Annotated in this window: 23 protein-coding genes and 1 tRNA gene; 4 read left to right on the forward strand and 20 right to left on the reverse strand. The window is 43.2% G+C overall.

Annotated features, from left to right (window positions below; genetic code table 11):
• Positions 1–270: 270 nt before the first annotated feature.
• The 4 genes from rpmF to BQ9856_RS10290 all read right to left on the reverse strand — a co-directional run bounded on the left by rpmF (position 271) and on the right by BQ9856_RS10290 (position 2,881).
• Entirely contained in the window at positions 271–453 is a 183-nt protein-coding gene (rpmF, locus tag BQ9856_RS10275; protein WP_077610953.1) for a 50S ribosomal protein L32, read from the reverse strand.
• Positions 454–455: 2 nt separating this feature from the next.
• Positions 456–983 carry a YceD family protein gene (locus BQ9856_RS10280; protein ID WP_077610954.1) on the reverse strand — a complete coding sequence of 176 codons (528 nt, stop codon included), beginning with the start codon at positions 981–983 and terminating at the stop codon, positions 456–458.
• Between the two features lie 113 nt (positions 984–1,096).
• The gene (locus BQ9856_RS10285) at positions 1,097–2,290 is read right to left on the reverse strand and encodes an acetate/propionate family kinase (protein WP_077610955.1); all 1,194 of its coding nucleotides are present in this window, start codon (positions 2,288–2,290) and stop codon (positions 1,097–1,099) included.
• A gap of 21 nt (positions 2,291–2,311) precedes the next feature.
• On the reverse strand, positions 2,312–2,881 hold the full coding sequence (locus BQ9856_RS10290; RefSeq protein WP_077610956.1) for a PduL/EutD family phosphate acyltransferase: 570 nt from the start codon (positions 2,879–2,881) through the stop codon (positions 2,312–2,314).
• Between the two features lie 161 nt (positions 2,882–3,042).
• Between BQ9856_RS10290 and BQ9856_RS10295 the strand changes: the two genes are divergently transcribed.
• Positions 3,043–4,305, forward strand: coding sequence for a nucleotidyltransferase (locus BQ9856_RS10295; RefSeq protein ID WP_077610957.1), 1,263 nt, complete (start codon positions 3,043–3,045; stop codon positions 4,303–4,305).
• Here BQ9856_RS10295 and BQ9856_RS10300 read toward each other — a convergent pair.
• The 10 genes from BQ9856_RS10300 to BQ9856_RS10345 all read right to left on the reverse strand — a co-directional run bounded on the left by BQ9856_RS10300 (position 4,300) and on the right by BQ9856_RS10345 (position 13,165).
• Positions 4,300–4,806 (reverse strand): NUDIX hydrolase, encoded by a 507-nt coding sequence (locus BQ9856_RS10300; protein WP_077610958.1) that lies wholly within the window; start codon positions 4,804–4,806, stop codon positions 4,300–4,302. The two genes, BQ9856_RS10295 and BQ9856_RS10300, sit on opposite strands and share 6 nt — an antisense overlap.
• Positions 4,807–4,843: 37 nt before the next feature.
• Positions 4,844–5,188, reverse strand: coding sequence for a phenylpyruvate tautomerase MIF-related protein (locus tag BQ9856_RS10305; RefSeq protein ID WP_077610959.1), 345 nt, complete (start codon positions 5,186–5,188; stop codon positions 4,844–4,846).
• A 78-nt stretch (positions 5,189–5,266) separates the two neighbouring features.
• Positions 5,267–6,487: a class I SAM-dependent methyltransferase gene (locus BQ9856_RS10310; RefSeq protein ID WP_442855519.1), complete on the reverse strand. Its 1,221-nt coding sequence runs from the start codon at positions 6,485–6,487 to the stop codon at positions 5,267–5,269.
• A complete protein-coding gene (locus BQ9856_RS10315; RefSeq protein ID WP_077610960.1) occupies positions 6,474–7,115 on the reverse strand; it encodes a histidine phosphatase family protein in 642 nt (213 codons plus the stop codon). The genes BQ9856_RS10310 and BQ9856_RS10315 overlap by 14 nt, the downstream gene beginning before the upstream one ends.
• A gap of 43 nt (positions 7,116–7,158) precedes the next feature.
• Positions 7,159–8,523, reverse strand: a complete 1,365-nt coding sequence (locus BQ9856_RS10320; protein WP_077610961.1) for a PFL family protein — start codon at positions 8,521–8,523, stop codon at positions 7,159–7,161.
• A gap of 39 nt (positions 8,524–8,562) precedes the next feature.
• Positions 8,563–8,835, reverse strand: a complete 273-nt coding sequence (locus BQ9856_RS10325; RefSeq protein WP_077610962.1) for an ACT domain-containing protein — start codon at positions 8,833–8,835, stop codon at positions 8,563–8,565.
• 15 nt (positions 8,836–8,850) lie between these two features.
• Complete coding sequence (locus tag BQ9856_RS10330) at positions 8,851–9,648, reverse strand: MBL fold metallo-hydrolase (protein WP_077610963.1); 798 nt, start codon at positions 9,646–9,648, stop codon at positions 8,851–8,853.
• An 8-nt stretch (positions 9,649–9,656) separates the two neighbouring features.
• Positions 9,657–10,238, reverse strand: coding sequence for a dephospho-CoA kinase (gene coaE / locus BQ9856_RS10335; RefSeq protein ID WP_077610964.1), 582 nt, complete (start codon positions 10,236–10,238; stop codon positions 9,657–9,659).
• Between the two features lie 15 nt (positions 10,239–10,253).
• Positions 10,254–12,806 carry a DNA polymerase I gene (gene polA, locus BQ9856_RS10340; protein ID WP_077613331.1) on the reverse strand — a complete coding sequence of 851 codons (2,553 nt, stop codon included), beginning with the start codon at positions 12,804–12,806 and terminating at the stop codon, positions 10,254–10,256.
• Positions 12,807–12,817: 11 nt separating this feature from the next.
• The gene (locus BQ9856_RS10345; protein WP_077610965.1) at positions 12,818–13,165 is read right to left on the reverse strand and encodes an anti-sigma factor family protein; all 348 of its coding nucleotides are present in this window, start codon (positions 13,163–13,165) and stop codon (positions 12,818–12,820) included.
• A gap of 133 nt (positions 13,166–13,298) precedes the next feature.
• On the opposite strand from BQ9856_RS10345, the gene BQ9856_RS10350 reads away from it, so the two are divergent.
• The 3 genes from BQ9856_RS10350 (at position 13,299) to BQ9856_RS10360 (ending at position 17,022) form a co-directional block, all read left to right on the forward strand.
• Positions 13,299–13,381, forward strand: a tRNA-Leu gene (locus BQ9856_RS10350).
• A 255-nt stretch (positions 13,382–13,636) separates the two neighbouring features.
• The gene (locus BQ9856_RS10355; protein WP_207663102.1) at positions 13,637–15,466 is read left to right on the forward strand and encodes a sensor histidine kinase; all 1,830 of its coding nucleotides are present in this window, start codon (positions 13,637–13,639) and stop codon (positions 15,464–15,466) included.
• A complete protein-coding gene (locus BQ9856_RS10360; protein WP_077610967.1) occupies positions 15,463–17,022 on the forward strand; it encodes a response regulator in 1,560 nt (519 codons plus the stop codon). The genes BQ9856_RS10355 and BQ9856_RS10360 overlap by 4 nt, the downstream gene beginning before the upstream one ends.
• On the opposite strand, the gene BQ9856_RS10365 is transcribed toward BQ9856_RS10360, so the two are convergent.
• The 6 genes from BQ9856_RS10365 to BQ9856_RS10390 form a co-directional block, all read right to left on the reverse strand.
• Complete coding sequence (locus tag BQ9856_RS10365) at positions 16,998–18,083, reverse strand: alpha/beta hydrolase (RefSeq protein WP_077610968.1); 1,086 nt, start codon at positions 18,081–18,083, stop codon at positions 16,998–17,000. The genes BQ9856_RS10360 and BQ9856_RS10365 overlap by 25 nt on opposite strands.
• 23 nt (positions 18,084–18,106) lie before the next feature.
• Complete coding sequence (locus tag BQ9856_RS10370) at positions 18,107–19,588, reverse strand: alpha-L-fucosidase (RefSeq protein WP_077610969.1); 1,482 nt, start codon at positions 19,586–19,588, stop codon at positions 18,107–18,109.
• A 6-nt stretch (positions 19,589–19,594) separates the two neighbouring features.
• On the reverse strand, positions 19,595–21,370 hold the full coding sequence (locus BQ9856_RS10375; RefSeq protein WP_077610970.1) for an ABC transporter substrate-binding protein: 1,776 nt from the start codon (positions 21,368–21,370) through the stop codon (positions 19,595–19,597).
• 17 nt (positions 21,371–21,387) lie between these two features.
• A complete protein-coding gene (locus tag BQ9856_RS10380; protein ID WP_077610971.1) occupies positions 21,388–22,308 on the reverse strand; it encodes a carbohydrate ABC transporter permease in 921 nt (306 codons plus the stop codon).
• A 13-nt stretch (positions 22,309–22,321) separates the two neighbouring features.
• A complete protein-coding gene (locus BQ9856_RS10385; protein WP_442855520.1) occupies positions 22,322–23,011 on the reverse strand; it encodes an ABC transporter permease subunit in 690 nt (229 codons plus the stop codon).
• 515 nt (positions 23,012–23,526) lie between these two features.
• Positions 23,527–24,123 carry an accessory gene regulator ArgB-like protein gene (locus BQ9856_RS10390; protein WP_077610973.1) on the reverse strand — a complete coding sequence of 199 codons (597 nt, stop codon included), beginning with the start codon at positions 24,121–24,123 and terminating at the stop codon, positions 23,527–23,529.
• Positions 24,124–24,292 lie beyond the last annotated feature (169 nt).

A 24,292-nucleotide genomic window follows, 5' to 3' on the forward strand; every position in this document is an offset into this window, starting at 1 on the left:
CATAAACAGATACAACAATAGAAAGTACACTTCGTGTACTTTCTATTGTCATGAATGAGAGTCTTTTAGTTAAGGCTTTTCTTTAAAAATCGATGGTCCACACATGAAAAAAGCTGTTATCTCATCAATAGATAACAGCTTTTCAGTGACCATTTTAAATCGATATGTGTTATTATCGAAAGTGCCACGACTTAAAATAATTATCAGATAGATAAAACCTTTGTTTTACAAGTTATCTAAAATATTTTATTTCAGTCTGCAAGCAAAAAATTAGTCTTCAACCTTCACAATTTCTTTCTTGTTATAAGAACCGCAAGCCTTGCATACTCTGTGAGGCATCATAAGTGCGCCGCACTTGCTGCATTTCACTAAGTTTGGAGCGCTCATCTTCCAGTTTGCTCTACGTTTATCTCTTCTTGCCTTAGAAGATTTGTTCTTTGGACAGATAGACATGGTTACACCTCCTTAAACTGTTTAAAAATATCCTGGATGACTGCCATTCTAGGGTCTGCAGACCTAATATCGCAGTCACAAGTCTCATGATTGAGATTTGTTCCACATCTATTACAAATCCCCTTGCAGTCTTCACTGCAGAGAACCTTCATAGGCAGGTTCAGTATGAGTTCATCACAAACCAACTGGTCTACATCCAGATTATAACCGTTAACATATGGTTGTTCTTCGAGATCATTGATACGCCCTTCTTCCGTTTCGCTTAAATCAATCGTCCGGATGATATCAAATCCCAAATCAATACGCACCGGATCAAGGCAGCGGTCACATGGAATGATCAGAGCAAGCTTTGCTTTCCCTTCCACTTCCAGCTTTTTGTCTCCCAGATTCATAATCCGCAGCACGACTGGTTCGGCATCCGCCACTTCATAATCACCGTTCGGCCCGTGGTAGACTTTCATCTCTATATCGGGTGTATAAGTTTTCTCTTTCCCCTCCAGGGTAAACAACTCGGTTAAATTAATAAGCATATTAGTCTCCTAATACGCACCTATGTTATTATACATAGGGGCACACTATTTGTCAACAAAATATTTCCATATTTCATTTTACATACAATTATCATGTGTCATTGTGTCTCAGATTATACCAGAGCTTTTGTCTCTCTTGCAATGGCAAGCTCTTCATCGGTAGGAATGACGCATACCTTAACTCCGGACTCCGGTGAAGAAATCATGACACGCTTTCCTCTCAGACTGTTGGCTTCTGCATCGATGGAAACCCCAAGGTAACCTAAGTATTCACAAATTGCACCTCTGATCGGCTTATCATTCTCACCGACACCTGCAGTAAAGGCGATGGCATCAACACCGTTCATTGCTGCGGTATAAGCGCCAATGTATTTTGCAACCCGGTAAATAAATGCCTGAATTGCAATATCTGCCTGATGGTTTCCTTCTGCCTGAGCCTTCTGTACATCACGGAAATCGCTGGAAATGCCGCCGGACATACCGAGAATACCAGACTTCTTATTTAAAATGTCTAATACTTCATTTACATCCTTGCCTTCCTTATTACAGATAGTCTGAACCACAGCCGGATCAATATCACCGCTTCTGGTTCCCATTATAAGGCCTTCCAATGGAGTAAGCCCCATGCTGGTATCTACACATTTTCCGCCGATGGAAGCAGAAATGCTGGCTCCATTGCCTAAATGGCATACGATAACTTTCCCCTTATTCGGATCCAGTCCGCAGAACTTCAAAGCTTCTTTGGATACATAGCTGTGGCTTGTTCCATGGAAGCCGTAACGGCGGATGCTGTATTTCTCATAATATTCAGGCGGAATCGCATATAATGCTGCTTTTTCGGGCATACCCATACCGAAAGCGGTATCAAATACGGCAACATTCGGTACTCCTGGCATTGCATCCTCACATGCCTCAATGCCCATTAAGTTTGCCGGATTATGAAGAGGCCCTAAATCGAAGCAGTCGCGGATAACCTTTTTCACATCTTCATTCACTACGATGGAATCGCTGTAAATCGTTCCGGCGTGGAGAACTCGGTGACCTACTGCGGAGATTTCACTGGTATCCTTGAGCACGCCGTATTCAGGCTCAACCAATGCATCCATAACCAACTTGATAGCAACTGTGTGATTCGGCATATCCTTTTCTACTACCTTTTCGCCTTTTCCCTCTGCCTTATGAGTCAGCTTGGAACCATTAATACCAATTCTTTCACATAAACCCTTTGCTAAAACTCCCTCATTTTCCATATCGATCAGCTGATATTTTAAGGAAGAGCTTCCGCAGTTGATAACTAAAATTTTCATATAAGATTTATTCTCCTTCGATTATTTTACGATTTCTCCGTATTGTTCTCTTCCGCAGCCTGCTGCGTTTGATTCATCTGTATCAATGTGCATAGCCAAAGCATAGGTGTCGCTTACACGTACCACTACATCTCCGAATACAAGGCTTCTGCCGTCTGTATCGACTTTAACAGAAACGATTTCCCCGTTCGTGACGCCAAGCTTTTCTGCATCAGCAGGAGTCGCATGGATATGGCGCTTTGCAGCAATCACACCCTCTGAAATTTCAATTTCACCAGCCGGTCCTATGATCTTGCACGCACCGCTGCCGGCGATATCACCGGATTCTCTGACCGGTGCAGCAATTCCAACGGAACGGGCATCAGTCAGGGAAAGCTCTACCTGAGTTGCTTTCCGAACCGGTCCCAAAATGGAAACTCCCTTTAATTCGCTCTTGGAACCTACAACGGTTACTCTTTCTTCACAGGCAAACTGACCGGGCTGGGATAAATTTTTTTTATTTGTTAGTTCATAACCCTCTCCAAATAAAATCTCAAGATGTTTCTGAGATAAATGTACATGACGAGCCGATGTTTCAACGATAAAATTCATACTTATCTATTCTCCTGTTCTTGTTCATCAATGTTTTTATTGATTCTCACTCTATTCTATGAGCATTCGTTAAAATTTTCAAGTCTTGTGACAAAATAATTTGCATTTTTTGCGGAACAATAGCATAATAGAGTATAAAAAGAGAAAAAAGGATATTTTTTATGGCGAAAAACAAAAAATCAAATGCCGTCGGCATCATAGCTGAATACAATCCATTCCACAATGGACATGCCTATCATATCAGGAAAGCAAAGGAACTGGCACAGGCCGACTACTGCATCGTTGCCATGAGCGGGGATTTTGTACAAAGAGGAGCCCCTGCGGTCTATGATAAATATACCAGGACAGCTATGGCTTTGTCATGCGGAGCCGACCTTGTATTAGAACTTCCTTCTGTCTTCGCAACCAGCAGTGCAGAGGATTTTGCTGCCTGCGGAATCGCCCTTTTAGACGGTCTGGGAGTAACGGGATCCGTCTGCTTTGGGAGTGAATGCGGAGAGGTGGAAAAACTTTCCGGTATTGCTTCTATTTTAGCCATGGAACCCCCTGTTTATACGGAGCAGTTACGTAAGGAGTTGAAAAAAGGCGCTACCTTTCCGGAGGCAAGAAATCATGCGCTGATTGCCTGCGGCATATTAAAAGAAGAAGATGCCTCTGTCCTGGCATCTCCAAACAACATCCTTGGCATTGAATATTTAAAGGCAATTTACAGACAAAAAAGCGCTATGACTCCTGTCACCATATCCCGGAAAGGAAGCGGCTATCACGATACAATCCTGACACCAGGCACTTACAGCTCTGCTACCGGTATCCGAAAGGCTCTGAAGGAAAACCCGGAAGCCCGGAAGCTTGCAGATTCTCCCCTGACCCAGGTCCCGGATCCCGTTCGGCAGATGATGGAACAGGGATACCCTGTGTTTCCTGACGATTTCAGCACCTTTTTAAACACATCACTGCTTCGCCTTTCCTATGAAGAAATTCCCTATCAGAGATATGCCGATGTTTCAGAGGAACTTGCCGCCAGGCTCCTTAAGCAGCTGCCGGATTTCCTTCCCTTTGAGGAAAAGATTAACAGCTTAAAGACCCGGCAGTATACTTATACACGAATCAGCAGAGCTCTGCTTCATATCACTTTGGGAATCACTTCCGATAAAATCATGTCAGGCCGGAAAGCCGGTTACGCCCCTTATGCCCGGGTTTTAGGCTTCCGGAAAGCCTCGGCGGAACTTATGGGACAAATAAAAAAGAGAGGGAGCATCCCTCTTATAACAAAAACAGCCGATGCAGAATTTATCCTTAAGGGAGCATCCTGGTCCATGCTCCGGCAGGATTTTTACTGTTCCCACATTTATCAGACCATTGTACAGGATAAATATCAGATTAAAATGAAAAATGAATTCACCCATTCCGTCGTCATCCTATGACGACGGCTGGGTGAATTCCCTGATCCTGTCTTTATATAGAAGGAAGCGGGATTTGGGAACTACGATTCCCTGTTCCCACATTTCAAGAAGCCCATCAAATGTGACAAGCTTTGCATCCACTACCTCATCCGGCTGAAGAATGATATCTTTTATGGAAATCTTCTGTCTGGTAATATAAGTGTCTACAAACCGCTCTTTCTGACGAATGGAATGAATCAGGAGGAGTTCATCTTTTTCCGCCCGGATTCCTACCTCTTCCGCAAGCTCCCTGCAAGCTCCATCCACGCTTGTTTCTCCCGCAAGAACCGAACCTCCGGTACATTCCCACATAAGCCCATAGGGTTTATCCGGATGCCGTCTGGTTAACAGCACCTCCTGCCTCTCATTTACAGTCCATACATCGGCAATAAGGTGATATTCCCCCGCACCAAGCGGGACTCCGCGTACATGCTTTCTTCCGGTGGCCACTCGGTTTTCATCATAAATATCCCAAAGCTCCATAAGCCGATCCTCCTGCCATATATGTCAGACAATATGGTTAAAAGTTGCTTCCATTCCAGCCCCAGTGATCCACTTCTTCATATTTTACATAGATTTTATCCTGAGCGATTCCGAGAACCTCTTTATAGATCTTGCAGATTTCAGCAGTCAGCCGGTCATAATCCCGGTCTGAGGCATGCCCAAAAATTTTCACCTCTACAAAAGCCATTTTCGTATTATTCTTCCCTTTGAAATACAGAGAATAATTATCTTCAAAGCCAACCATCAGCCAGCTTTCTGACTTTCCGGGGATCAGGCTGATGGCAGTCCCAAGTTTTATTTTTAACATTTCTTTTTCTTCTTCTGATAACGCAACATTTACTTTAGAGTTGATAAAAGGCATGACAATCTCCTCCTTAAAATATTTTCTTTATCATAACACATATGCTTAAAAATTACCATCTTCTTTATATGGGAAGGTTTATCCTGCAGGATCATCTTTTTCCAGCAGAAGTGTGGCAAGTGTCTGTTTCCCATGAAAGAAATCCAGAATTTCTCCGATCTCCCTGCGGTTATCCTTCTTTCCGCCCTGCTTGACTGCCCGAATCAAAATATTCTTAGGCGTGTGCTCCATATCGATGAATTCAAGAATCTGGGTACGGTATCCCTGGTTTTCCAGAATTTCAGCCCTGATGGCATCGGTATAAAGGGCGGCCATCCGCTCCTTAATCAGTCCGTATTGTAATACAGGAGCCATAAGATCATTTTCTATCTGCTTGTTCAGCTCATGCTGGCAGCAGGGAACCGACAAAATGACGGCAGCCCCCCACCGGACCGCCTTAGCCAGGGCATAATCCGTAGCAGTATCACAGGCATGAAGAGTTACAACCATATCTACATGATCCACTCCCTCATAGGAAGCAATATCTCCATGATAAAAATTCAATTTATCATATCCATACTGCTCTTTTAGGCGGTTGCAGTTATCGATTACCGTCTGCTTTAAATCCAGACCGATGACCCGGATCGAATAACCCTTCAGCTCATGAAGATAATAATACATGGCAAAAGTCAGATAGGATTTCCCGCAGCCAAAATCAATGATCACATTTTCTCTGTTCTTATCAAGTCTGGGAAGAATATCCTCTATAAATTCCAGAAAGCGGTTGATCTGCCGGAACTTATCATACCGCGATTTTACAATGTTCCCATCCCCGGTCATAACTCCAAGATCCACCAGAAAAGGGACCGGCCTGCCTTCTTTTAAGATATAACGTTTCTGTCTGTTATGGCCGGCAGCAGGAGGAACTGCTGCAATCTTTGGCTGCTGCCGTTTCACCTTGATGCTGGGGACACCCTTTTTGCTCATCAGAATCCTTATCTGGCCCTTCCGGGATTCCAGTTCCAGCTGGTGCAGCCTTCCATCCAGCAGATCTGCTATATAGAGGGCACATTCCCCGGCGGAAAAATTCCTGTGGAAGGCCTGGTTTCCCACCAGTTCTTCCGCCTGGAAAATCAAATCTCCCCGCAGCAAAAGCGGGCGCACCTTTACTTTGGAAACGCCCTGCTTATCGGCCGGATTGCTGATTACGATCCGAAGAAGATTTTCATCCAGAAATTCTCCTGTAATCTGAATTAAATTTTCCCTTTCCTTTTGTTCCATTGAACCAAACAATTCCTTTCTGCTTTCAGTTTTCTGCATCTGTCCAGCTCGCCCGCAAAAGCTCCGGATAAGGTTCCAGATGTGCATAGTCATTAAAGCGTTCCACGGAAAAACGCATTGTTTTTTCATTCCATCGCACTTCCGTAATGCTGCAGTTCTCAAGTGAATTCCCAAGAAGGCGGTAATCTTTTGGCTCCATATGAAGAAATGCTGCAGTGATCGCGCGGATGACCCCGCCATGGGTCACCACAGCTACATTTTTACAGCCGCTTCCGGCTATTTCTTCAAAGACAGGCATGGCCCGCTTTATGACATCCGCAGCACATTCTCCTCCGGGATAGGGCAGGTCCTTAACCATTCTTTCCTGTTCCTTCTTGAAATCAGCGAACTTCCCTGCAATATCCTCATCTGTCATGCCCTCCATATCCCCAAAGGAAATCTCTTTCAGCTCCTTTTTTATGATATGCTTTGCATTCCAGCAGCCATTTGCCTCCCGTGCGGTCTCCACAGCCCGGATCAGGTGACTGGAGTAAACAGCATCAATATTCATAAAGGCCAGCCGCCCGCCAACCAGAGCCGATTGACGGCGGCCTTCTTCGGATAAGCCCACATCTACATTGCATAGCCTGCTGCTCTGCCGTCCATGGCGGATCAGATAAATATTCATCCTTTGTATCCTCCGCAGTTCATTTTTACCATATGCCGGCATTTTAATTCTTAAAGCTGTGAATCGGTGCCGGAATCCGTCCGCCTCTGGTCACAAATTTCTCACAGGAGTACCGGTTGACCGGCATAACAGGGGCATAACCCAGAAGTCCTCCGAATTCCACGGTTTCTCCAACAGATTTTCCGATAACCGGGATGATGCGGACAGCAGTTGTCTTCTGGTTCACCATACCGATCGCCGATTCGTCCGCAATAATGCCTGCAATCGTTGTAGCCGGCGTATCTCCCGGAATGGCAATCATATCAAGTCCAACGGAGCAAACACAGGTCATGGCCTCCAGCTTTTCTAAATTAAGGGCGCCCATGGCTACTGCATCGATCATTCCCTGGTCTTCGCTTACCGGTATAAATGCGCCGCTTAAACCGCCCACATAGGAGGAGGCCATGACTCCGCCCTTTTTCACCTGGTCATTTAACATGGCAAGGGCTGCAGTCGTGCCCGGAGCCCCTACCCGCTCCAGACCGATTTCTTCCAGAATCTCGGCCACACTGTCACCAATGGCCGGCGTGGGTGCCAGGGATAAGTCTATGATTCCGAATGGAACATCTAACCGCTTTGATGCCTCCTGGGCAACCAGCTGTCCCACGCGGGTAATCTTAAACGCTGTTTTCTTAATGGTTTCACAGAGGACTTCAAAATCTTTTCCGCGGGCGGCCTCAATGGCAGTCTTTACAACTCCCGGACCGCTGACTCCTACGTTAATGATAACATCGGCTTCCGTAACACCGTGGAAAGCACCGGCCATAAAAGGGTTATCATCCGGCGCATTGCAGAATACCACCAGCTTTGCACAGCCAAGGGAATCCCTGTCCTTTGTAGCCTTTGCAGTCTCTAAGACAATTTCACCCATAAGGGCCACTGCATCCATGTTGATACCGGTTTTGGTGGAACCGACATTGACGGAACTGCATACCCGGTCTGTACAGGCAAGCGCTTCCGGGATGGAACGGATCAGATTTTTATCCGCAGCGGTCATGCCCTTGCTTACCAAAGCAGAGTAACCGCCGATAAAATTCACGCCCACTTCCTTGGCCGCACGGTCAAGAGTTTCTGCAATGGTTACGAAATCTTCCGGCTTTTTACAGGCCGCACCGCCGACCAAAGCGATGGGAGTAACGGAAATCCTCTTATTTACAATGGGAATGCCAAAATCTTTTTCAATTTCTTTTCCAACCGCTACCAGATTTTTGGCAACGGTTGTGATCTTATGGTAGATTTTTTCATTCACTGCTTTTAAATCACTGTCACAGCAGTCCAGGAGGCTGATACCCATGGTAATGGTGCGTACGTCCAGCAGTTCCTGTTCAATCATCTTATTTGTTTCGTTCACTTCAAACATATTCAACATATCGGGAACCCATCCTTTTCTTTAGCCTTGCTGTCGTCACTAGATCCGGTGCATTTTGGTGAAAATTTCCTCACGCTGGCATTTTACCTTAACGCCGATCTCATCACCGATCTGCTCCAGTTCATCGGCCAGTTCCCCGAAAGGCTTTGCTGCATCATCGATGTCCACAATCATCATCATATTAAAAAATCCCTGCACAATGGTCTGGGAAATATCCAATATGTTCACCCGGTTGTCTGCCAGGTAAGTGCAAATCTTTGCGATGATCCCTACGGTATCTTTTCCAACTACTGTAATAATCGTTTTGTTCATAATGCCTCTCCTCTTTTATATCGTGATAATTTCCGACATCTGATCCCTTTTTGCAACCGCTATGGAAAAATCTGATGCCTTAAATGGATTATCTCCCTCAGTGATCTCAAGCTTTACGGTCTCATAAGCAAGTTCTTCGTAATTATTTTCCTTGCTTAAATGCCCCAGCAGAATCTTCTTTAAATTTTCGTGGAGAATACAGCATAAAAGACGTCCCGCATTCTCATTGGAAAGATGACCGTGGTCTCCCAGTATCCGGCGTTTCAGATAATAGGGATATGGTCCTGCCTGCAGCATATTCACATCATGATTGGACTCTAAAAGCACTGCATCAAGGCCCTGAAGATGTTCAATAATATACTGGTCATAATGCCCCATATCAGTGGCGACTGCAACAGATTTGCAGCCATGCTGGATCCGGTAAGCCACCGGGTTTGCCGCATCGTGATCAATGGAAAACGGTTTTACTTCCAGATCTCCCACGGAAAAATCCACATCCGGCCTGATGGCACAAAACAGTTCCTTTGGATATTCTCCGAGGGATTTCTGCTTCGATACCTCTTCCAGTGTTTCCCTGGTTCCATAAATAGGAACACCATACCTCCTGGCCAGGACTCCCAGCCCTTTTGTATGGTCGGAGTGCTCGTGAGTGATAACGATCCCGGTTAATTCACTCCCCTTCACTCCGATTTCATTCAGCCCCTGCTCGATCCGTTTGTTGCTGATCCCGGCATCTACCAGGATATGGGTGGTATCGGAGCCCACATAAATGCAGTTTCCGCTGCTCCCGCTTGCAATACTTACCAGTCTCATATTTCTTCTTATCCCCTGCTTTTCAATATTTCCGCCAGCTGTCCCTTTACCTCTTCTATAGAACCGTTATTTTCAATCACCCTGTCACATCGGGCTAAAAACTCTGATTCTGAGGCCTGGCTCGCTATCATGCGTTCTGAACGTTCTCTTGTATATCCCCTGTTTTCTGCCAAACGGCGGATCCGGTTCTGCTCTGATGCACGAACATACCACATTTCATCATAGCTGCTATCCGCCTTCTCACCCATAATTGCAAATTCTACCACAATAAGCCCGGCTTGGGAAGCAGAAATTTTATCCCGTATTGTTTTCCATACCATCGGATGGATCATTCCGTTCACTGTTTTCCTGGTATTCTCATCCTGAAAGATGCGTCCCGACAGAAGCTGGCGGTCAATGGTTCCATCGGGTTTTAAGATGCTGTCTCCCAAAGCTTTTATGACCGCAAGATACCCATCTCTTCCGGGTTCCATCAGCTCGTGGGCTACATCATCCGCCTTAATTACTTCTGCGCCATATTCTTCTTCCAAGATATGAAGAACCAGGCTTTTTCCGGCCCCGACACCTCCGGTCAGTCCAATTACTCTCATACTGTCTCCATTCCCTTATTTTGCATCAAACCAGGAGCCGCCCACATTGGCCTCCACCTCCAGGGATACTTCTAAGTCCGCCGCATGCTTCATCTCTTCCACCAGCAGTTTCTTAACCTGGTCCAGCTCGTCACGGTACGCTTCAATCAGAAGTTCATCGTGAACCTGAAGAACGATTCTGGATTTCAGCCCCTGATTTCTCAAGGCCCGGTCCACCCGGATCATGGCGATCTTCATAATATCCGCCGCGGTTCCCTGGATCGGGGAATTCATGGCGACCCGTTCACCAAAAGAACGCTGCATGAAGTTTGAAGACTTAAGCTCCGGAACAGGACGGCGTCTGCCAAACATGCTGACCGCATAGCCCTGTTCCTTTGCCCTGGCCACCAGCCCGTCTAAAAATGCCTTCACTCCCGGATACGTCTCAAAGTATTTATTGATGTATTCCGCAGCCTCTTTTCTGGTGATGCTTAAGCCCTCACTTAAACCAAAGGAACTGATGCCATATACAATGCCGAAATTTACCGCCTTTGCATTTCTTCTCTGGAGCGGCGTCACTTGATCAAGAGGTACATGGAATACTTCTGAGGCGGTAATGGCGTGGATGTCCTCTGCCTGCCTGTAAGCGTTTATGAGCCGCTGGTCCCCTGACATATGGGCAAGTACCCGGAGTTCGATCTGGGAATAATCCGCATCAACGAACATACAGCCCTCTTTGGGCACAAAAACCTTCCGGATCTCCCGGCCCAGTTCCATGCGGACCGGAATATTCTGCAGATTTGGTTCTGTACTGCTGATCCTTCCGGTGGCAGTTATTGTCTGGTTAAAGGTTCCATGAATCCGTTCATCGGGACCAATATAGGCTGCCAGCCCATCGGCATAGGTGGAATTCAGCTTCGTAAGCTGTCTGTAATCCAGGATCAGCTCTACAACAGGATAATCCGGTGCCAGCTTCTCCAGCACATCCGCGGCCGTAGAATAACCGGTCTTTGTTTTTTTCCCCCCGGGAAGCTTCAAATGGTCAAAGAGCACCTCACCCAGCTGTTTGGGGGAGTTGATATTAAACGTTTCCCCTGTTTCCTTATATATTTTCTGTTCCACTTCAGTAATCCGGACCTTTAAACGATCTCCATATTCCTTTAGCCGTTCCCGTTCCACCCGGATTCCCGTTTCTTCCATATAATGCAGACTGTAGATCAATGGCATCTCGATCCCATAAAATAATTGATCCATTTCAGTCTTTTTTAATTCTTCCCGAAGCCTGTCCCCGCATTTCCATGCAACATAGGACATATAGCAGATGCAGGAAGCGGCTTTATCCCTGTTTTCCGCCAGCGCATGCTTAAAAGAACTTTTTCCGATCAGATCTGTTTTGGAGGGAACGGACAACTTAAGATAATCTTCCGCCAGATCATTGTATTCATAAGAATCCTTCATCGGGTTTAGCAAATACCCGGCGACCCCTGCATCGAATACCGGGCTTTCCGGTGAGGTCTTTAAATAAGCCAGCTGGTTCTTTAAATGAAGGACTGTCACCTGTCCTGCCCTTTTGCAGATTTCCTCCGCCTTTCCGGCCAAATAATCCGGAGTTAAAAATCCCTGTGGAATGAAACAATAGCATTCCGTTTCGCTCACGCAAAGAGACAAAGCCGATACAGACTTATCCTCAATCACAAGCTGGAGCCCCAGGCTGCAGCCTTCCCCGCATTTGGAGAATATGGCTTCAGCTTCCAAAAAATCACTAACTGTACGGAAGCCTGCCTCTAAGGAAGATTCCTCTTCCTCTTTCGCTTCCCCGGAAACCAATGGTACCGCATCCATATCAGAAGCCTTTGCAAGACGGCCTTCCACTGCGGATTTTACGTAATCCAGATGGATATCACAGTCTTCTTTAAGAGCAACAGGCTTTTCCTCCGGCATCTCCTCCTCCCGGCGGACAGAAAGAGCCTCTCTGATGTGCGGAGGCTCCACCTCATTGATATGATTATAGAGGTTTTCAATGCTCTGGTACTGCCTGATCAGGCGGCAGGCAGTTTTTTCACCAATCCCCCCGCTCCCGGACAGAGAAAGAACTTCTTTTAAGTCCCTGGGCTCCAGGCCGAATTCCTCCCGGATGCTTTCTGCAGAATAGGACGTAAACTGAAATGCCTCTTCCACAACAGCCGGAATCCGGACGGTCACATGTTCTCCCACCGCCTGTAAAAGCCTTTTATCTTCTGTAAGAATTACAACTTCCGCTTCGTCCTCCCGGCATTGTTTTGCCAATGATGCAAGGACATCGGCAGAACCATATCCTTCTGCAATAAGAACCGGAATATCCATGGAAGCCAGCATCTCCTCCATGACCCCCACCTGTTTTGAAAGCTCTTGCAGTACCAGCCTGTTATGTTCCTTCCAGAAGCTTTCCCTCTCAGAATTAAGAGCCACGGCCAGATAGTCCGCCTCCCCCATCTTAAGGGCCTGAATAATCAGATTCCGGATTCCGTAAGCACCATTGGCAGGAAGTCCGTAAAATGCTCCCTTTAACATGCTGCTTCCATCTATTAATACTGTTTTTTTTCTGTTCATATACTCTCCCATCATAGTAACCCCCACTGCAGCCATATCCGGCATTGCAGCAGGATAGTAATAATCAGTGCCATTACGCTTAAGGTGGACACTGCATACCTGGCAATTTTAATAAGCCTTACCGCCTGAAGTCTTTGTCCGGATTGCTCCACCGCAGCCTCCAGAGCTCCCTTGATATTATAATTACCCGTTTCGGAGTCCAGCTGCCTGATGCCTACATCCACAGTAAAATAAATTTCCAGTTCCTCCCGGCAATCCGGGCAGGCTTCCATGTGTTCCAGAAATTCCTGGAGTTCTTCATCCGTCAGTTCATCCTTGATGTATGGCATGACCAGACTTTCCGCTTCCTTACATGTCATAGTCCAGACACCTCCTTAACGATATCTTTTTTCTATCATACAATATATTTCACCTATTTTCAATTTAATAATCGCAAAAAACACTTGCCAAATGGAAAATCCTGTGTTAGAATAATGAACGTTGCAGACAAAAGCCGATGTGGCGGAATTGGCAGACGCACTGCACTCAAAATGCAGCGGACAACATCCGTGCCGGTTCGAGTCCGGCCATCGGCATTTGAAAAAGCAGCTCTGAACTATTTGTTTAGAGCTGTTTTCTGTTATACAGATATGGATTTCATTCTTTTTTGCATACTTCTATGCTTCTTCAAGAACCCCACCCATTTATTTCGTAATTAAGCTTTCTTTCCAGGTTACCGTTAATGCATTGTTACAGGTCAAGTAAGTGACATGATCGCATAAAATACTTTATTTATTGGAAAGAACAAATGATATAATTTACCTGATGCGCATTATAATTATAAAGGAGGGGTGGAATTAATTATGACTTTGGGGAAAGTTTATATAAATTTTTTTACAAAACAAAATGTCAGACGGCAGCTGATTACTATTTTTATCTGCGCCATCATGATTCCCGTCTTTTTCGTTGGCGGCCTGATATATTTCTTCTCAAACAAACAGATGGTACAAAGCTACAAGTATTTGGCTGAATCAGACGCCATACGGGTGCGTTCCATTCTATTGACCACTACTTTACCTCTTTACGATATTTATGAATCACTGGCAGATGACAAGGATTTAAACCAGTTACTCACTACGGACTATAAAGCAGATGAAGAGGTCCTGGCCGCATGCAGCCAATACACCCGTTTTAAACAGCTTCTTGCTGCCAATGCCTGCCTTTCCGGCATTCGTCTCTATACCCGGCCCGATATGCTGCGCTCTTTCTCAGATAAGCAATTTTTCTTTCCTATTGATGAAGAAGTCCGCTCTCAGGAATGGTATCTCAAAGCTGTTTCCAATTCAGGGAACTTCTGGAAAAGCAGCCTTCAAAAAAATCAAATTGGCAATTCCTATTGGGAGCTCGCCTATTACTGCCATATTCCTCTGCCCCAAACGGGTTCCTATGCCATATTGGTCATGACCATATCCAATGATCATCTTAGAAGCCTGATCAAGGACGGCAGTTCTCATGTTTATATTTCCGTAAATGAAGATCCCGTTTTTTACAGTACACTGCGGCATTATGAGGGAAATCGGTTTCCTGCAGACTTAGACTATAACGCCTCCTATTACAGCCGGACAGGAAAATTTATGGTAGAAGGTTCTTCTGCCATCGCTTCTGTGATGAGTTTAAAACCCTACCGTACCGATGACAGGATATATATCCTTTCTGCCAATCGGAACGCAATGCCCTACATACACCGGACACAACTGTCGTTCCTGCTGATTTTACTGTTTGCCCTACTGATACCGGGATTGATTTTTGTTTTATTTACCGGGTACTTCAGCGCCAGAATCCAAACTTTGCGCTTGGCCATGCATAAGGTCAGCAATAACAATTATGAGATTGTAGATTCTGTTTTGGGGGATGATGAATTATCTGCTGCATTTTCCGACTTAAAGACTATGGTAAAAAAAATAAAGACAGCAGAAGGCGAGATCTATGCAGCACAGATTAAGGAGCAGAATTTCTCAAACCAGCAGCAGCAGATGGAATTAAAGCTGTTGGTGAATCAGATCAATCCCCACTTTCTTTATAATACTTTGGAAACGATTCGAATGAAGGCATTTTCTGACGGTAATAGAGAGGTGGCCACCGCCATCAAGCTCTTGGGCAAATCTATGCGCTATGTTTTGGATAATACGAAAACAAGTTCCACCACATTGGATAAGGAAATTGATTATATTACCACCTATTTATCCATACAGCTCCTTCGATTTGAATCCAGGCTGTATTATACCCTGAACATTGATGATACCATTAACCCGGCCAGTTATCAGATTCTGCCGCTGTTGTTACAGCCTATTGTAGAAAATTCCATATCCCATGGCATTGAAACAACCGGAAAGAAGGGACACATTATTATTCGTATCAGAAAATCTCCGGAAGACTTACTGATTTCGGATATTTATGATAACGGGGCAGGAATGTCACACGAAACGCTCCGCAAGGTAATTGCCGGTTTAAGCGCCCCGCCAATAGACAGGGAACATGGAATCGGCCTGTATAACATCAACAGCCGCATTAAACTGTTTTACGGACCGGAATATGGGCTAACTGTTAAGAGCAAAGAAAATTACGGAACACTGGTCACACTCAAAATTCCATTATATAATTTATCGGAGGAAGATCTATGAATGTATTAATCGCTGATGATGAAAGAATTGTATTAAACGGTTTAAAATATATCATCGATTGGAATCAGTTTGGATTTACCATATGTGATACGGCAATGGACGGTACCGAAACTCTGGACAAAATCCTGGCATTAAATCCTGATCTGGTTTTATTGGACATTCGAATGCCAAAGATGACGGGAATCGAAGTGATACAAAAGGCTGTCTCTCATGGCTTTACCGGTAAATTCATATTACTAAGCGGCATTTCTGATTTTAAACTGGCGCAGACAGCTATGCGCTACGGTGTGAATTTTTATCTGACAAAACCAATTGATGAAGATGAACTGGCAAAAGCCGTTCATTCCATTGCAGACCTTATTTTAAAAGAAACAAAAAAACAATCTTCTTATGAACAATACCGTTCAAAGGCCAGACAGGAAATACTGAAGGATATTCTTTTAAACACCTGCGATTATCACTCTTTGGATTCAGATGATCTGCATTTGAATGCAAATGTATATCAGGTAGCAGCCTATGAAAATTATAATCAGGAATATTTCCACTCCATATGGAACTTTGCCGATTTGATCCGGGTAACGAACCAGGATAATCATTCATTTGATATTATTGAACTGAAGCAGCAAAAGATTATTTTATTAAAAGGGGATCATGCCATATCAAAATTTACGAATATGCGGAATCATTATCAGGCCGGGCCTCAAAAAGGCTCTCCCCTTGATTCTGTTTTTCTTGCATACGGACAAAAGACAGCGCGAATACGGGACATCCATTATTCTTATGAAGATGTATGTAAATTAACCAAACGGCGCTTTTTCTGCCGGGAAAACCAGCACATCATCGGTTATGAAGAATTGATTTCAGAAGAGGATCTTTTAACTGAAATTCCCGGGAATATGGCACAGGACTATGCAGTTCAATTTTCGAATTACATCCAGTCCAATAATCAGACTTTAATTACAGCCCTTTTAAAACAGCTTACCATGGAATTGAATCATACAAAATCAGAAATTCCTGCAATCAAGCATGTACTCATCGATATTTATATTTTGGTTAAACAAAAAATTATGCAGGTATACCGGAATGCAGATATCCCTTTTATAGCAAATGCTTCCGTGATCGACTTACTTGACAGAAAATACTATCTATATGAAATTATTTCATTTTTAGCAGAGCAATTTGATTTGTGGATGCATAGTGTCGGATATTCCTCAGGTGAAAATGTAATGGACGAAATTCTTTATTACATACAAAACAATTACCACGAAAACATGAAACTGGAATCCATCGCTCCTTTATTTGGCTACACCAGCTCTTATCTTGGAAAAATTTTCAGCAAAAAATTAGGAATGAACTTTAATACTTATGTGGATCAAATTCGAATCAGGGAATCTAAAAAGCTGCTGGAACAAAAAAATTTAAAGGTCTATGCCATTGCAGAGAAGGTGGGCTATAAGAATGTAGACTATTTCCACAAAAAATTCAAAAAATATGTAGGAATCAGTCCTGCCGAATACCGGAAATCGATTACTCAATCTTCTTCAAAAGAAGAATAAGTTCCTTTCATCCAGATAATCATTTCTCTGCTCCAGCTCCATGCCTCTTTAGAAAAAGCCAGGCCGCATCCATGTCCGCCCCCCGGATAAATACAAAGCTTGCATTCCACACCTTTTTCCTTTAATGTTTCACTCATAAGCTTTGCATTGCTTACGGGTACACAATCATCATCCTCACAAGCCCATACAAAGGTCTTCGGAAAAGAGGAAGAAATCAAATTTTCTACGGAAAGGCTCATTCGCAGACTCTCATTGGCGCCGGTCAATGCCCGAAAGCTGCCTTCATGGGGTTCTTTACAAAAACTGATTACAGGATAGCAAAGACAAACCTTATCCGGCCTTGCCCTTATCTTTTCATACTTCTTTGACCGGTCAGGGTCTTCCTTTGCTATCTCTTCTTCCACCAGTTCTGCTATTTTTTCATGAAGAGCCGCTTCCGACGCGCAAAGATGACCTCCGGCAGAGGCTCCTAGTACCATAATATCATTGGGGTCAATGGCGTACTGCTCTGCATTCCCGCGTAAGTACTGTATGGCTAACGCCAGATCCATCTGGGGCTTCGGATACCGGTCAGGGGCAACGCGGTATCGAAGAATAAAAGCCCGGTATCCTTGCGCTTCCATATAATTTAATATGGGATTCCCCTCTCCGCTGAAACACACCTCTTCATATCCGCCCCCAGGACAAATAATCACTGCCGGTTTCTTTTTTTTATCTGTCTGCACCGGCACCAGTAAGAATACCTGATTTTTATCCCCTTTTTCCTCATCTTCCAATGTCCATTGGCCTTGTTCTGATTTCCACAGAGGAATACATGCCCTTGTGCGGTTCTCCGTAAAATCCAAAATCACATTGGCTGCATCCAAAAGCTGGTCTGCCACAATAGGAAAGGGTTCTTCCCAGGGTGTCTTTCCGAAATGTTCTGACAAGGCCAAAGGCTCCATTACCATTTCTTTTGGATACAGATCCAAAAGGTATTCTGAATAAAATATTTTTAAATATTTCTGCATATCAGGATAACTTAAAATATCATTTAATGAATTATATTTTGTAAATCTCATTTCAATTCCCCCTGGTATAACTGTCAATTAATCTGTACCTTAATAACCACAGGCAAGTCGCTTTTCACCGAATATGTTACAATATGCAGGCCTTCCCTGTCTTTTTTGTAAAACGGTTTTTCTTCAAATCCTAATACACTTACTTCTTTTATCAATCCATGAAATTCCGGCACATTCTGGTCCTTTGAATCTGCCAGGGAACGTATGGTTACGTTTCCATCCTCAGGGTAATTCATAACAAAAGCATAGATGCTGTCTCCCGCTGCTGTAAAGCGGATATCCTCCTTCGTATAGGCCGCTTCTTTTTGGTCCGTAAACTGGCCTTCCTCCTCTTTCGTATTCCCTTCTCCTGATTTTCTCCATGGCCTGCTTCCATAAACCGCCTCAGCATTCCGGTGCATCCATGCTCCGATTTCTCTTAAAATCGTTTGATCCTTCTCTGGGATGGAGCCATCTGACTTTGGTCCTACATTTAAAAGCATATTGCCGTTTTTGCTTATAATATCCACAAAGCTCCGGATAATCTGGCGGCTGGTCTTATACTCTAATGTATCGGTATAACACCATGAATTGTTGGCTATTGCGGTATCGGTCTGCCACAAATAAGGCTTTGCTTCTGACATCTTTCCTCTTTCAACCTCCACGATCCCGCTTCCAAACATCATTGCATCATGCTTATAGCAAATGGCCACCTCTTTTCCCCATTCTTTTCCCCTGTTATAATAATATGCCGCCAATTTTTTCAACGGTTCTTTAAAAGCTTCATGCTGAATCCACCAATCGAAATACAAAAGTGCAGGCTTATAACGGTCAATGATCTCACAGGTACGGAGCAGCCAATCCTCAAGGTACTCTTCCGTAGGATAAGGTTCACACTGCAGGTCCTGATTATCCGGCTCCGGCATAGCAGGCCAGTAAAAATCGTCTTTTTTTAATGGTTCTTTGATATCACTGTCAAATTCCTTTCCATGCCCCATAAAAAACCAATGCTCTGCCCGATGGGAAGAGGTACAAAAAACCATCCCCTTATCTTCTACCGCCTTCTTTAATTCACCAAGCAAATCTCTCCCAGGTCCCATATCAAAGGCATTGAATTTAGAGATTTCACTTTTATACATCTGAAATCCGTCATGATGCTCCGCTACCGGAAAAACATAATTTGCCCCCGCCTCCCGAAACAGTTCCGCCCATTCGGCCGGATGAAATTCCTTTGCTGTAAACATGGGAATAAAATCTTTATAACCAAACTTTTTTTGCTCTCCATAGGTTTTTCTGTGATATTCCCACTCTTCTTTCCCCTGTATATACATGTTTCTGGGATACCATTCATTGGCATGAGCCGGCACACTATAAAGCCCCCAATGGATGAATATTCCAAATTTTGCTTTGGCAAACCAGCCGGGAGGGCGCATGCCTGTAAGAGAACTCCAGTCTGCATGGAATGGTCCCCGTTCAATAACCCGCTGTATTTCTTTTTTATACGCCTGTTCTCTTTCCTGATCCATTCTTTCTTATTCCTTTCGCTGGTTCTGTGAAGGATACGCCTCAGCAGATGCCACTCTTGCATCATTCTGATCTCTGGCACTCTTTTTGTCTACTTTCAATACTTCATCATATCCAAGTCCATTTGCAGTTGTCTGCATCGTATTTAACAGGGAGGTAAATTCATCATCATCTTTCGCAAATATCATTTTCCATGAGTTCTCAACAATCGTTGCTTTACATTGCCCGCGTATGGTAGTGATATTGGAATCTTCTTCCGGTGTTGCATAGCTGGAGCCCGGCGCCACAATAATCAGGTTATTTTTCCGTAAATAATTCATCGCAGTGTCTGCGTTATTATGAGCACTCCAGTCTTCACTCAGAGGAGTAACATTATTTGCAATCGTTGTTTCCCATACCTGCCAATCATACGGCTCTCCAATACCAGGGTCAATATCTCCTAAATTTACCGGTTTGAAATTTAATGCAGAAACTCCATCCTTCCAATTTCCTCCGCCGTATTCTTCCGGCACATCTACTTCATTAGAAGGAAGTGCCGATTTTCCGTATTCCGTTAATGCTGCTTTGCCATCTTCTCCCTTTTCCCAGGTTAAGCCCTGAATACCTGCTGCCCCGTTTGCCTGAGCATTTAATTCGATGCCTTCCGGCGAGTACAGCCAGTCAATAAAGTCTGCCAGTCTTTCCGGATCTTTCGCATTGCTTCCAATCGCAATGACCCTTTTGGAATCTCCCTCCGGGCAATTGCCATAGGAAAATATATTCATATCGTCAATGGTTGCCAGCATATATCCTTTTCCTGCTGCTTTATTTTCCTGCGTATTAAACTTATTTTGCGCCAACCATGGCCATGGACAATATAGGACTTCGCCCTTGGTATATTTATTTTGCAGGGTATCATAATTTTGTGTTGTAGAATCCGGGTCTACTAATCCCCTTTGATTTGCTTTATATAAGAATTTTAATACATTTGTGTAAATGGAATCCGAATCAATAATGCTGGAATAATCTGAACCATCTGCTTTTGCCAGAACAAAACCGACTTCATCATATCCATACATACAGCAAAACTGTTTGGCATTATTCATCATATTATCATCCCAATCTTTAAATAATGAGATGGCATAAATTTTATCATTTCCTTCCTTCTCTCTGGCAAGCTTTTGCATATCCTCCAATACATCCAGAAAATCATCTAAGGCAGCCATTTCCGGATATCCCAGTTCTCCATAATAATCCCATCGGATATATGGTCCGAATGTGGGCTCTAAGCCTTCACTCGGCTCTGTAGCCGCCTGGTCTGATATGGAATTAGGAAAAGCCCAGATACCTTCCTGACTAAGATCCTCATTCAATTTTTCTATGGCAGAACCATAATTTTTCATAATATCTTTATTCTTCATCAGATCGGTGCAATCCATCACAAGCCCGGAAGTTACCAAATCGTTTAATTTTCCATTGGAATTATCAAGAATGATCAATTCTCCTAAATCACCGGCTGCGGAGCGGGTCTGGTAAAGAGTTTCCCCGCCGCCCGCAACATTTCTTGCAATGATGTTTAATTCCATATTGAATTTATCCTTTACTATCTTTGCAAACCATCCGCTTTGAATCCCCTGATAGTTCGCCAGCTCATCAAATACATCCACCGTAATAAAATCCTTATATTTACGGTTGCCGGAATCACTTAATGCAGTTGTCGTGCCCTGCTTTGTTTTGCCGCACCCCATTAAAACAGACATAAGCAATGTCATACATAAAAGTGCGCTCATAATCTTTTTCTTCATATTCTCTCCTCCATTTATCAGCCTTTTACGGATCCGATCATAATTCCCTTGACAAAAAATCTTTGGAACATCGGATAAATGAATAAAATCGGCAGTACTACAATAACAGATACCGTCATACGGATTGAAGTTCCCGTCTGCTGCGTTGCAACGACAGAGGAACCAAGTGCTGCTCCCTGACTGTTTTTTACCATGGACGCCAACGAGTTTGCCTGATTAATATAGGTATAAAGCAGATATTGAAGGGAATACAGTTTCTGGTCAGTAATATAAATTAAGGTATCCTGATAGCTGTTCCACTGGTTAACTGCTGAAAAAATAGCGACAGTCGCTAAAATCGGAGTACAGGCAGGCAAAACAATTTTATAGAAAACCTTAAAAATTCCTGCACCGTCAATTTCCGCCGCTTCCTGCAATGCCTTGGGCAAAGATTCTACATAGGTTTTTACGAGAATTATATAAAAAGGCTGTACAATTGTCGGTATTACATAAACCCAGAAGGTATTAGTCAAATACAGGTTTTTCATTGTGATGAATAGCGGAATTAATCCCGCATTAAAGTACATGGTGATTACTACAAAACGGTACCAGAACTTTCTTTTCCACATTCTTTCCTGCGTGAACATAAAGCCCAGAAAAGCAGAACCAATTACAGTTAATGCCGTGCCGATTATCATCTTTGCAAACGAAACCAATGCGGCAGTACCAAGGCCTTTTAACTCGATCAGTTTTTTGTAGTTTTCCAGATGGATTCCTCTTGGTATCAAATTGATCTTTCCGCCGGCACTTAAATCATTTGCACTGATCGTATTAATAACCAGGTAAAAAAAAGGATAAATACATACAATTGTAAAAACTCCAAACAGAAGATAATTAATAAAATGAAAGACCACATCGCTGCCATTTTGTCTTTTTCTTTTATGTTTTAAATTTTTCATCCCATACACCTTCCTAAATGATAGACTCTCCACGAACCTGTTTCGATACAATATTTACGATGGTAAGTAATGCCACGCTTACAATACTCTTTAACATGCTGATCGCTGTTGCCAAAGAATAGCTGCTGCCTGTCATACCAATATTATATACATATAGGTCCAGCACCTGGATATGCTCCTTATTAAAGGAATTTTGAAATACATAGTACTGGTCTATCCCATTATTTAAAAAATTAGCAACACTTAACATTAACATAATAAAAAAGGTGGGCAAAAGGGAAGGCAATGTAATATTCCTCATAAGCTGAAAACGATTCGCTCCGTCAATGCTGGCCGCTTCATACTGCTCCTGATCGATACCGGCGATCGAGGCCAGATAAACAATGGAGCCCCATCCCAGATTTTTCCAGATATTCCACATCATCATCCATAAATAGGTATGGGAATCACTGTCCAGAAATTTAACCGGCTCTGAAATAATTCCCCAATTTTTCAAAATGTTATTGACCATACCGCTGGAAGAAAAAAGACTGAATGCGACTGAATAAATAAGAACCCAACTGATAAAATTGGGAAGCGTGGTAAATGTCTGTACGAAAGTTTTAAACCATTTGCACTTCATTTCATTTAAAAAAACAGCAAATCCCACCGGTAAAAAGGATGTAAGAATCCCCAGCAGACTCATGGCAAATGTGTTCTTCATTACTAAAAAAAGCTGAGCAACCTGAGTTTTATTCGTAAAGAGCATCTGAAACCATTGAAGCCCCACAAATTCACATTGTGATAAGCTCCTTGGCGGTTTATAGTCAAAGAATGAATAAATCCAGCCATGTAAAGGAAAATAGGAGAATAAAAAAATCAAAATTAAAAAGGGTAAAATCCAGAGAAAATAGCCAAAACCACGCCAGTCATTTTTTTTCTTAGAAGATGACCGCGGTATAACAGCTTTTATATTTTTCACTTTAAGGAACCTTCTTTGCTGCAATTGCTCTTTCTTTCGATTTATACTACCATTTATATCTGGCAATAAATACCGGAAAATTATGATTTTTTTCCAGATGAAATTAGATATTCTATATTCTTTTTATAAAATCTCTAATTTTTCATGGATGTTAGTGCTCTTTTTTCTGGTAGTCTTTTTATTTTACAGGGGAGCTCGGAAAACTTTCCTGTAAAATAAAAAAATAACGAGGATATTCCAAGCCTCGTCATTTCATTTCAACAGTAATTAACGGTTGCCTTATTAATTTTTGCAGTTATCTTTTGAAGCAGCAGTAAAAATGCCGCAGCGTAAATTCCGTAACCTAACAGGCTTCCTGTCTTATAAAAATGAAAGACCGTCAGTAATACGCAGCCTATATTCACCAGAATAAGAATGTGCCTTGATTTTTTTCTGTAATACAGGGTTTCCTTCTCATCCAATTTTTTATTATCATTGTCTACGGGACTCATGAAAAAAATGACTCCATCCGATAAAGCCAGTGCTCCCCACCACATGTATTGGTTGATTACGGCTTTCGACACGAAAAGAATAATAAAAACATAAAAGCAGGAAAACAGATAGCACCCGGTTCTTGTCTTTGCATGATAGCCCCCGGCACTTCGTCTTAGCGGTATCAGCACACACCCTATGACGATCAGCTCAGGCAGCATCCCCAAACAGGCAGCAATTCCAAAATATGATATGCAATGAATCAGTTTTAAAACCAGGCACTCCATACCAAATGTATATATTTCTGTCTCCTCTTCCGGGATAATATTATAAAGTACAAGCTTCTCTATCATATGCTCTTTCCAGCTTATCATTCTGATCATTTGGATTTTTTTACTCCTCGCATTTTTGATATGATTTTCGATGCAATATTCTTTTCATTATTTATATTAACGACTGATCCATAAAATGAATCCGGTAATTTCAGGCCGCGGCAGATGCACTTACAAAACAGCGCCTGCCGGGGCCATTTTCCGAAACTACCGGCTTTCA

It is taken from the genome of Clostridium sp. Marseille-P2415 (assembly GCF_900155545.1).
GTDB lineage: Bacteria > Bacillota > Clostridia > Lachnospirales > Lachnospiraceae > Lacrimispora.

Coding starts and splice junctions, on each gene's coding strand:
- BQ9856_RS10295 (WP_077610957.1), top strand. CDS start 3,043: ATGGCGAAAAACAAAAAATCAAATGCCGTCGGCATCATAGCTGAATAC.
- BQ9856_RS10385 (WP_442855520.1), bottom strand. CDS start 23,011: ATGAAGAACACATTTGCCATGAGTCTGCTGGGGATTCTTACATCCTTT.
- polA (WP_077613331.1), bottom strand. CDS start 12,806: ATGAACAGAAAAAAAACAGTATTAATAGATGGAAGCAGCATGTTAAAG.
- BQ9856_RS10360 (WP_077610967.1), top strand. CDS start 15,463: ATGAATGTATTAATCGCTGATGATGAAAGAATTGTATTAAACGGTTTA.
- BQ9856_RS10365 (WP_077610968.1), bottom strand. CDS start 18,083: ATGAGATTTACAAAATATAATTCATTAAATGATATTTTAAGTTATCCT.
- BQ9856_RS10290 (WP_077610956.1), bottom strand. CDS start 2,881: ATGAATTTTATCGTTGAAACATCGGCTCGTCATGTACATTTATCTCAG.
- rpmF (WP_077610953.1), bottom strand. CDS start 453: ATGTCTATCTGTCCAAAGAACAAATCTTCTAAGGCAAGAAGAGATAAA.
- BQ9856_RS10315 (WP_077610960.1), bottom strand. CDS start 7,115: ATGAATATTTATCTGATCCGCCATGGACGGCAGAGCAGCAGGCTATGC.
- BQ9856_RS10345 (WP_077610965.1), bottom strand. CDS start 13,165: ATGACATGTAAGGAAGCGGAAAGTCTGGTCATGCCATACATCAAGGAT.
- coaE (WP_077610964.1), bottom strand. CDS start 10,238: ATGAGAGTAATTGGACTGACCGGAGGTGTCGGGGCCGGAAAAAGCCTG.
- BQ9856_RS10380 (WP_077610971.1), bottom strand. CDS start 22,308: ATGAAAAATTTAAAACATAAAAGAAAAAGACAAAATGGCAGCGATGTG.
- BQ9856_RS10370 (WP_077610969.1), bottom strand. CDS start 19,588: ATGGATCAGGAAAGAGAACAGGCGTATAAAAAAGAAATACAGCGGGTT.
- BQ9856_RS10310 (WP_442855519.1), bottom strand. CDS start 6,487: ATGCAGAAAACTGAAAGCAGAAAGGAATTGTTTGGTTCAATGGAACAA.
- BQ9856_RS10300 (WP_077610958.1), bottom strand. CDS start 4,806: ATGGAGCTTTGGGATATTTATGATGAAAACCGAGTGGCCACCGGAAGA.
- BQ9856_RS10325 (WP_077610962.1), bottom strand. CDS start 8,835: ATGAACAAAACGATTATTACAGTAGTTGGAAAAGATACCGTAGGGATC.
- BQ9856_RS10285 (WP_077610955.1), bottom strand. CDS start 2,290: ATGAAAATTTTAGTTATCAACTGCGGAAGCTCTTCCTTAAAATATCAG.
- BQ9856_RS10375 (WP_077610970.1), bottom strand. CDS start 21,370: ATGAAGAAAAAGATTATGAGCGCACTTTTATGTATGACATTGCTTATG.
- BQ9856_RS10390 (WP_077610973.1), bottom strand. CDS start 24,123: ATGATCAGAATGATAAGCTGGAAAGAGCATATGATAGAGAAGCTTGTA.
- BQ9856_RS10305 (WP_077610959.1), bottom strand. CDS start 5,188: ATGCCTTTTATCAACTCTAAAGTAAATGTTGCGTTATCAGAAGAAGAA.
- BQ9856_RS10330 (WP_077610963.1), bottom strand. CDS start 9,648: ATGAGACTGGTAAGTATTGCAAGCGGGAGCAGCGGAAACTGCATTTAT.
- BQ9856_RS10280 (WP_077610954.1), bottom strand. CDS start 983: ATGCTTATTAATTTAACCGAGTTGTTTACCCTGGAGGGGAAAGAGAAA.
- BQ9856_RS10320 (WP_077610961.1), bottom strand. CDS start 8,523: ATGTTGAATATGTTTGAAGTGAACGAAACAAATAAGATGATTGAACAG.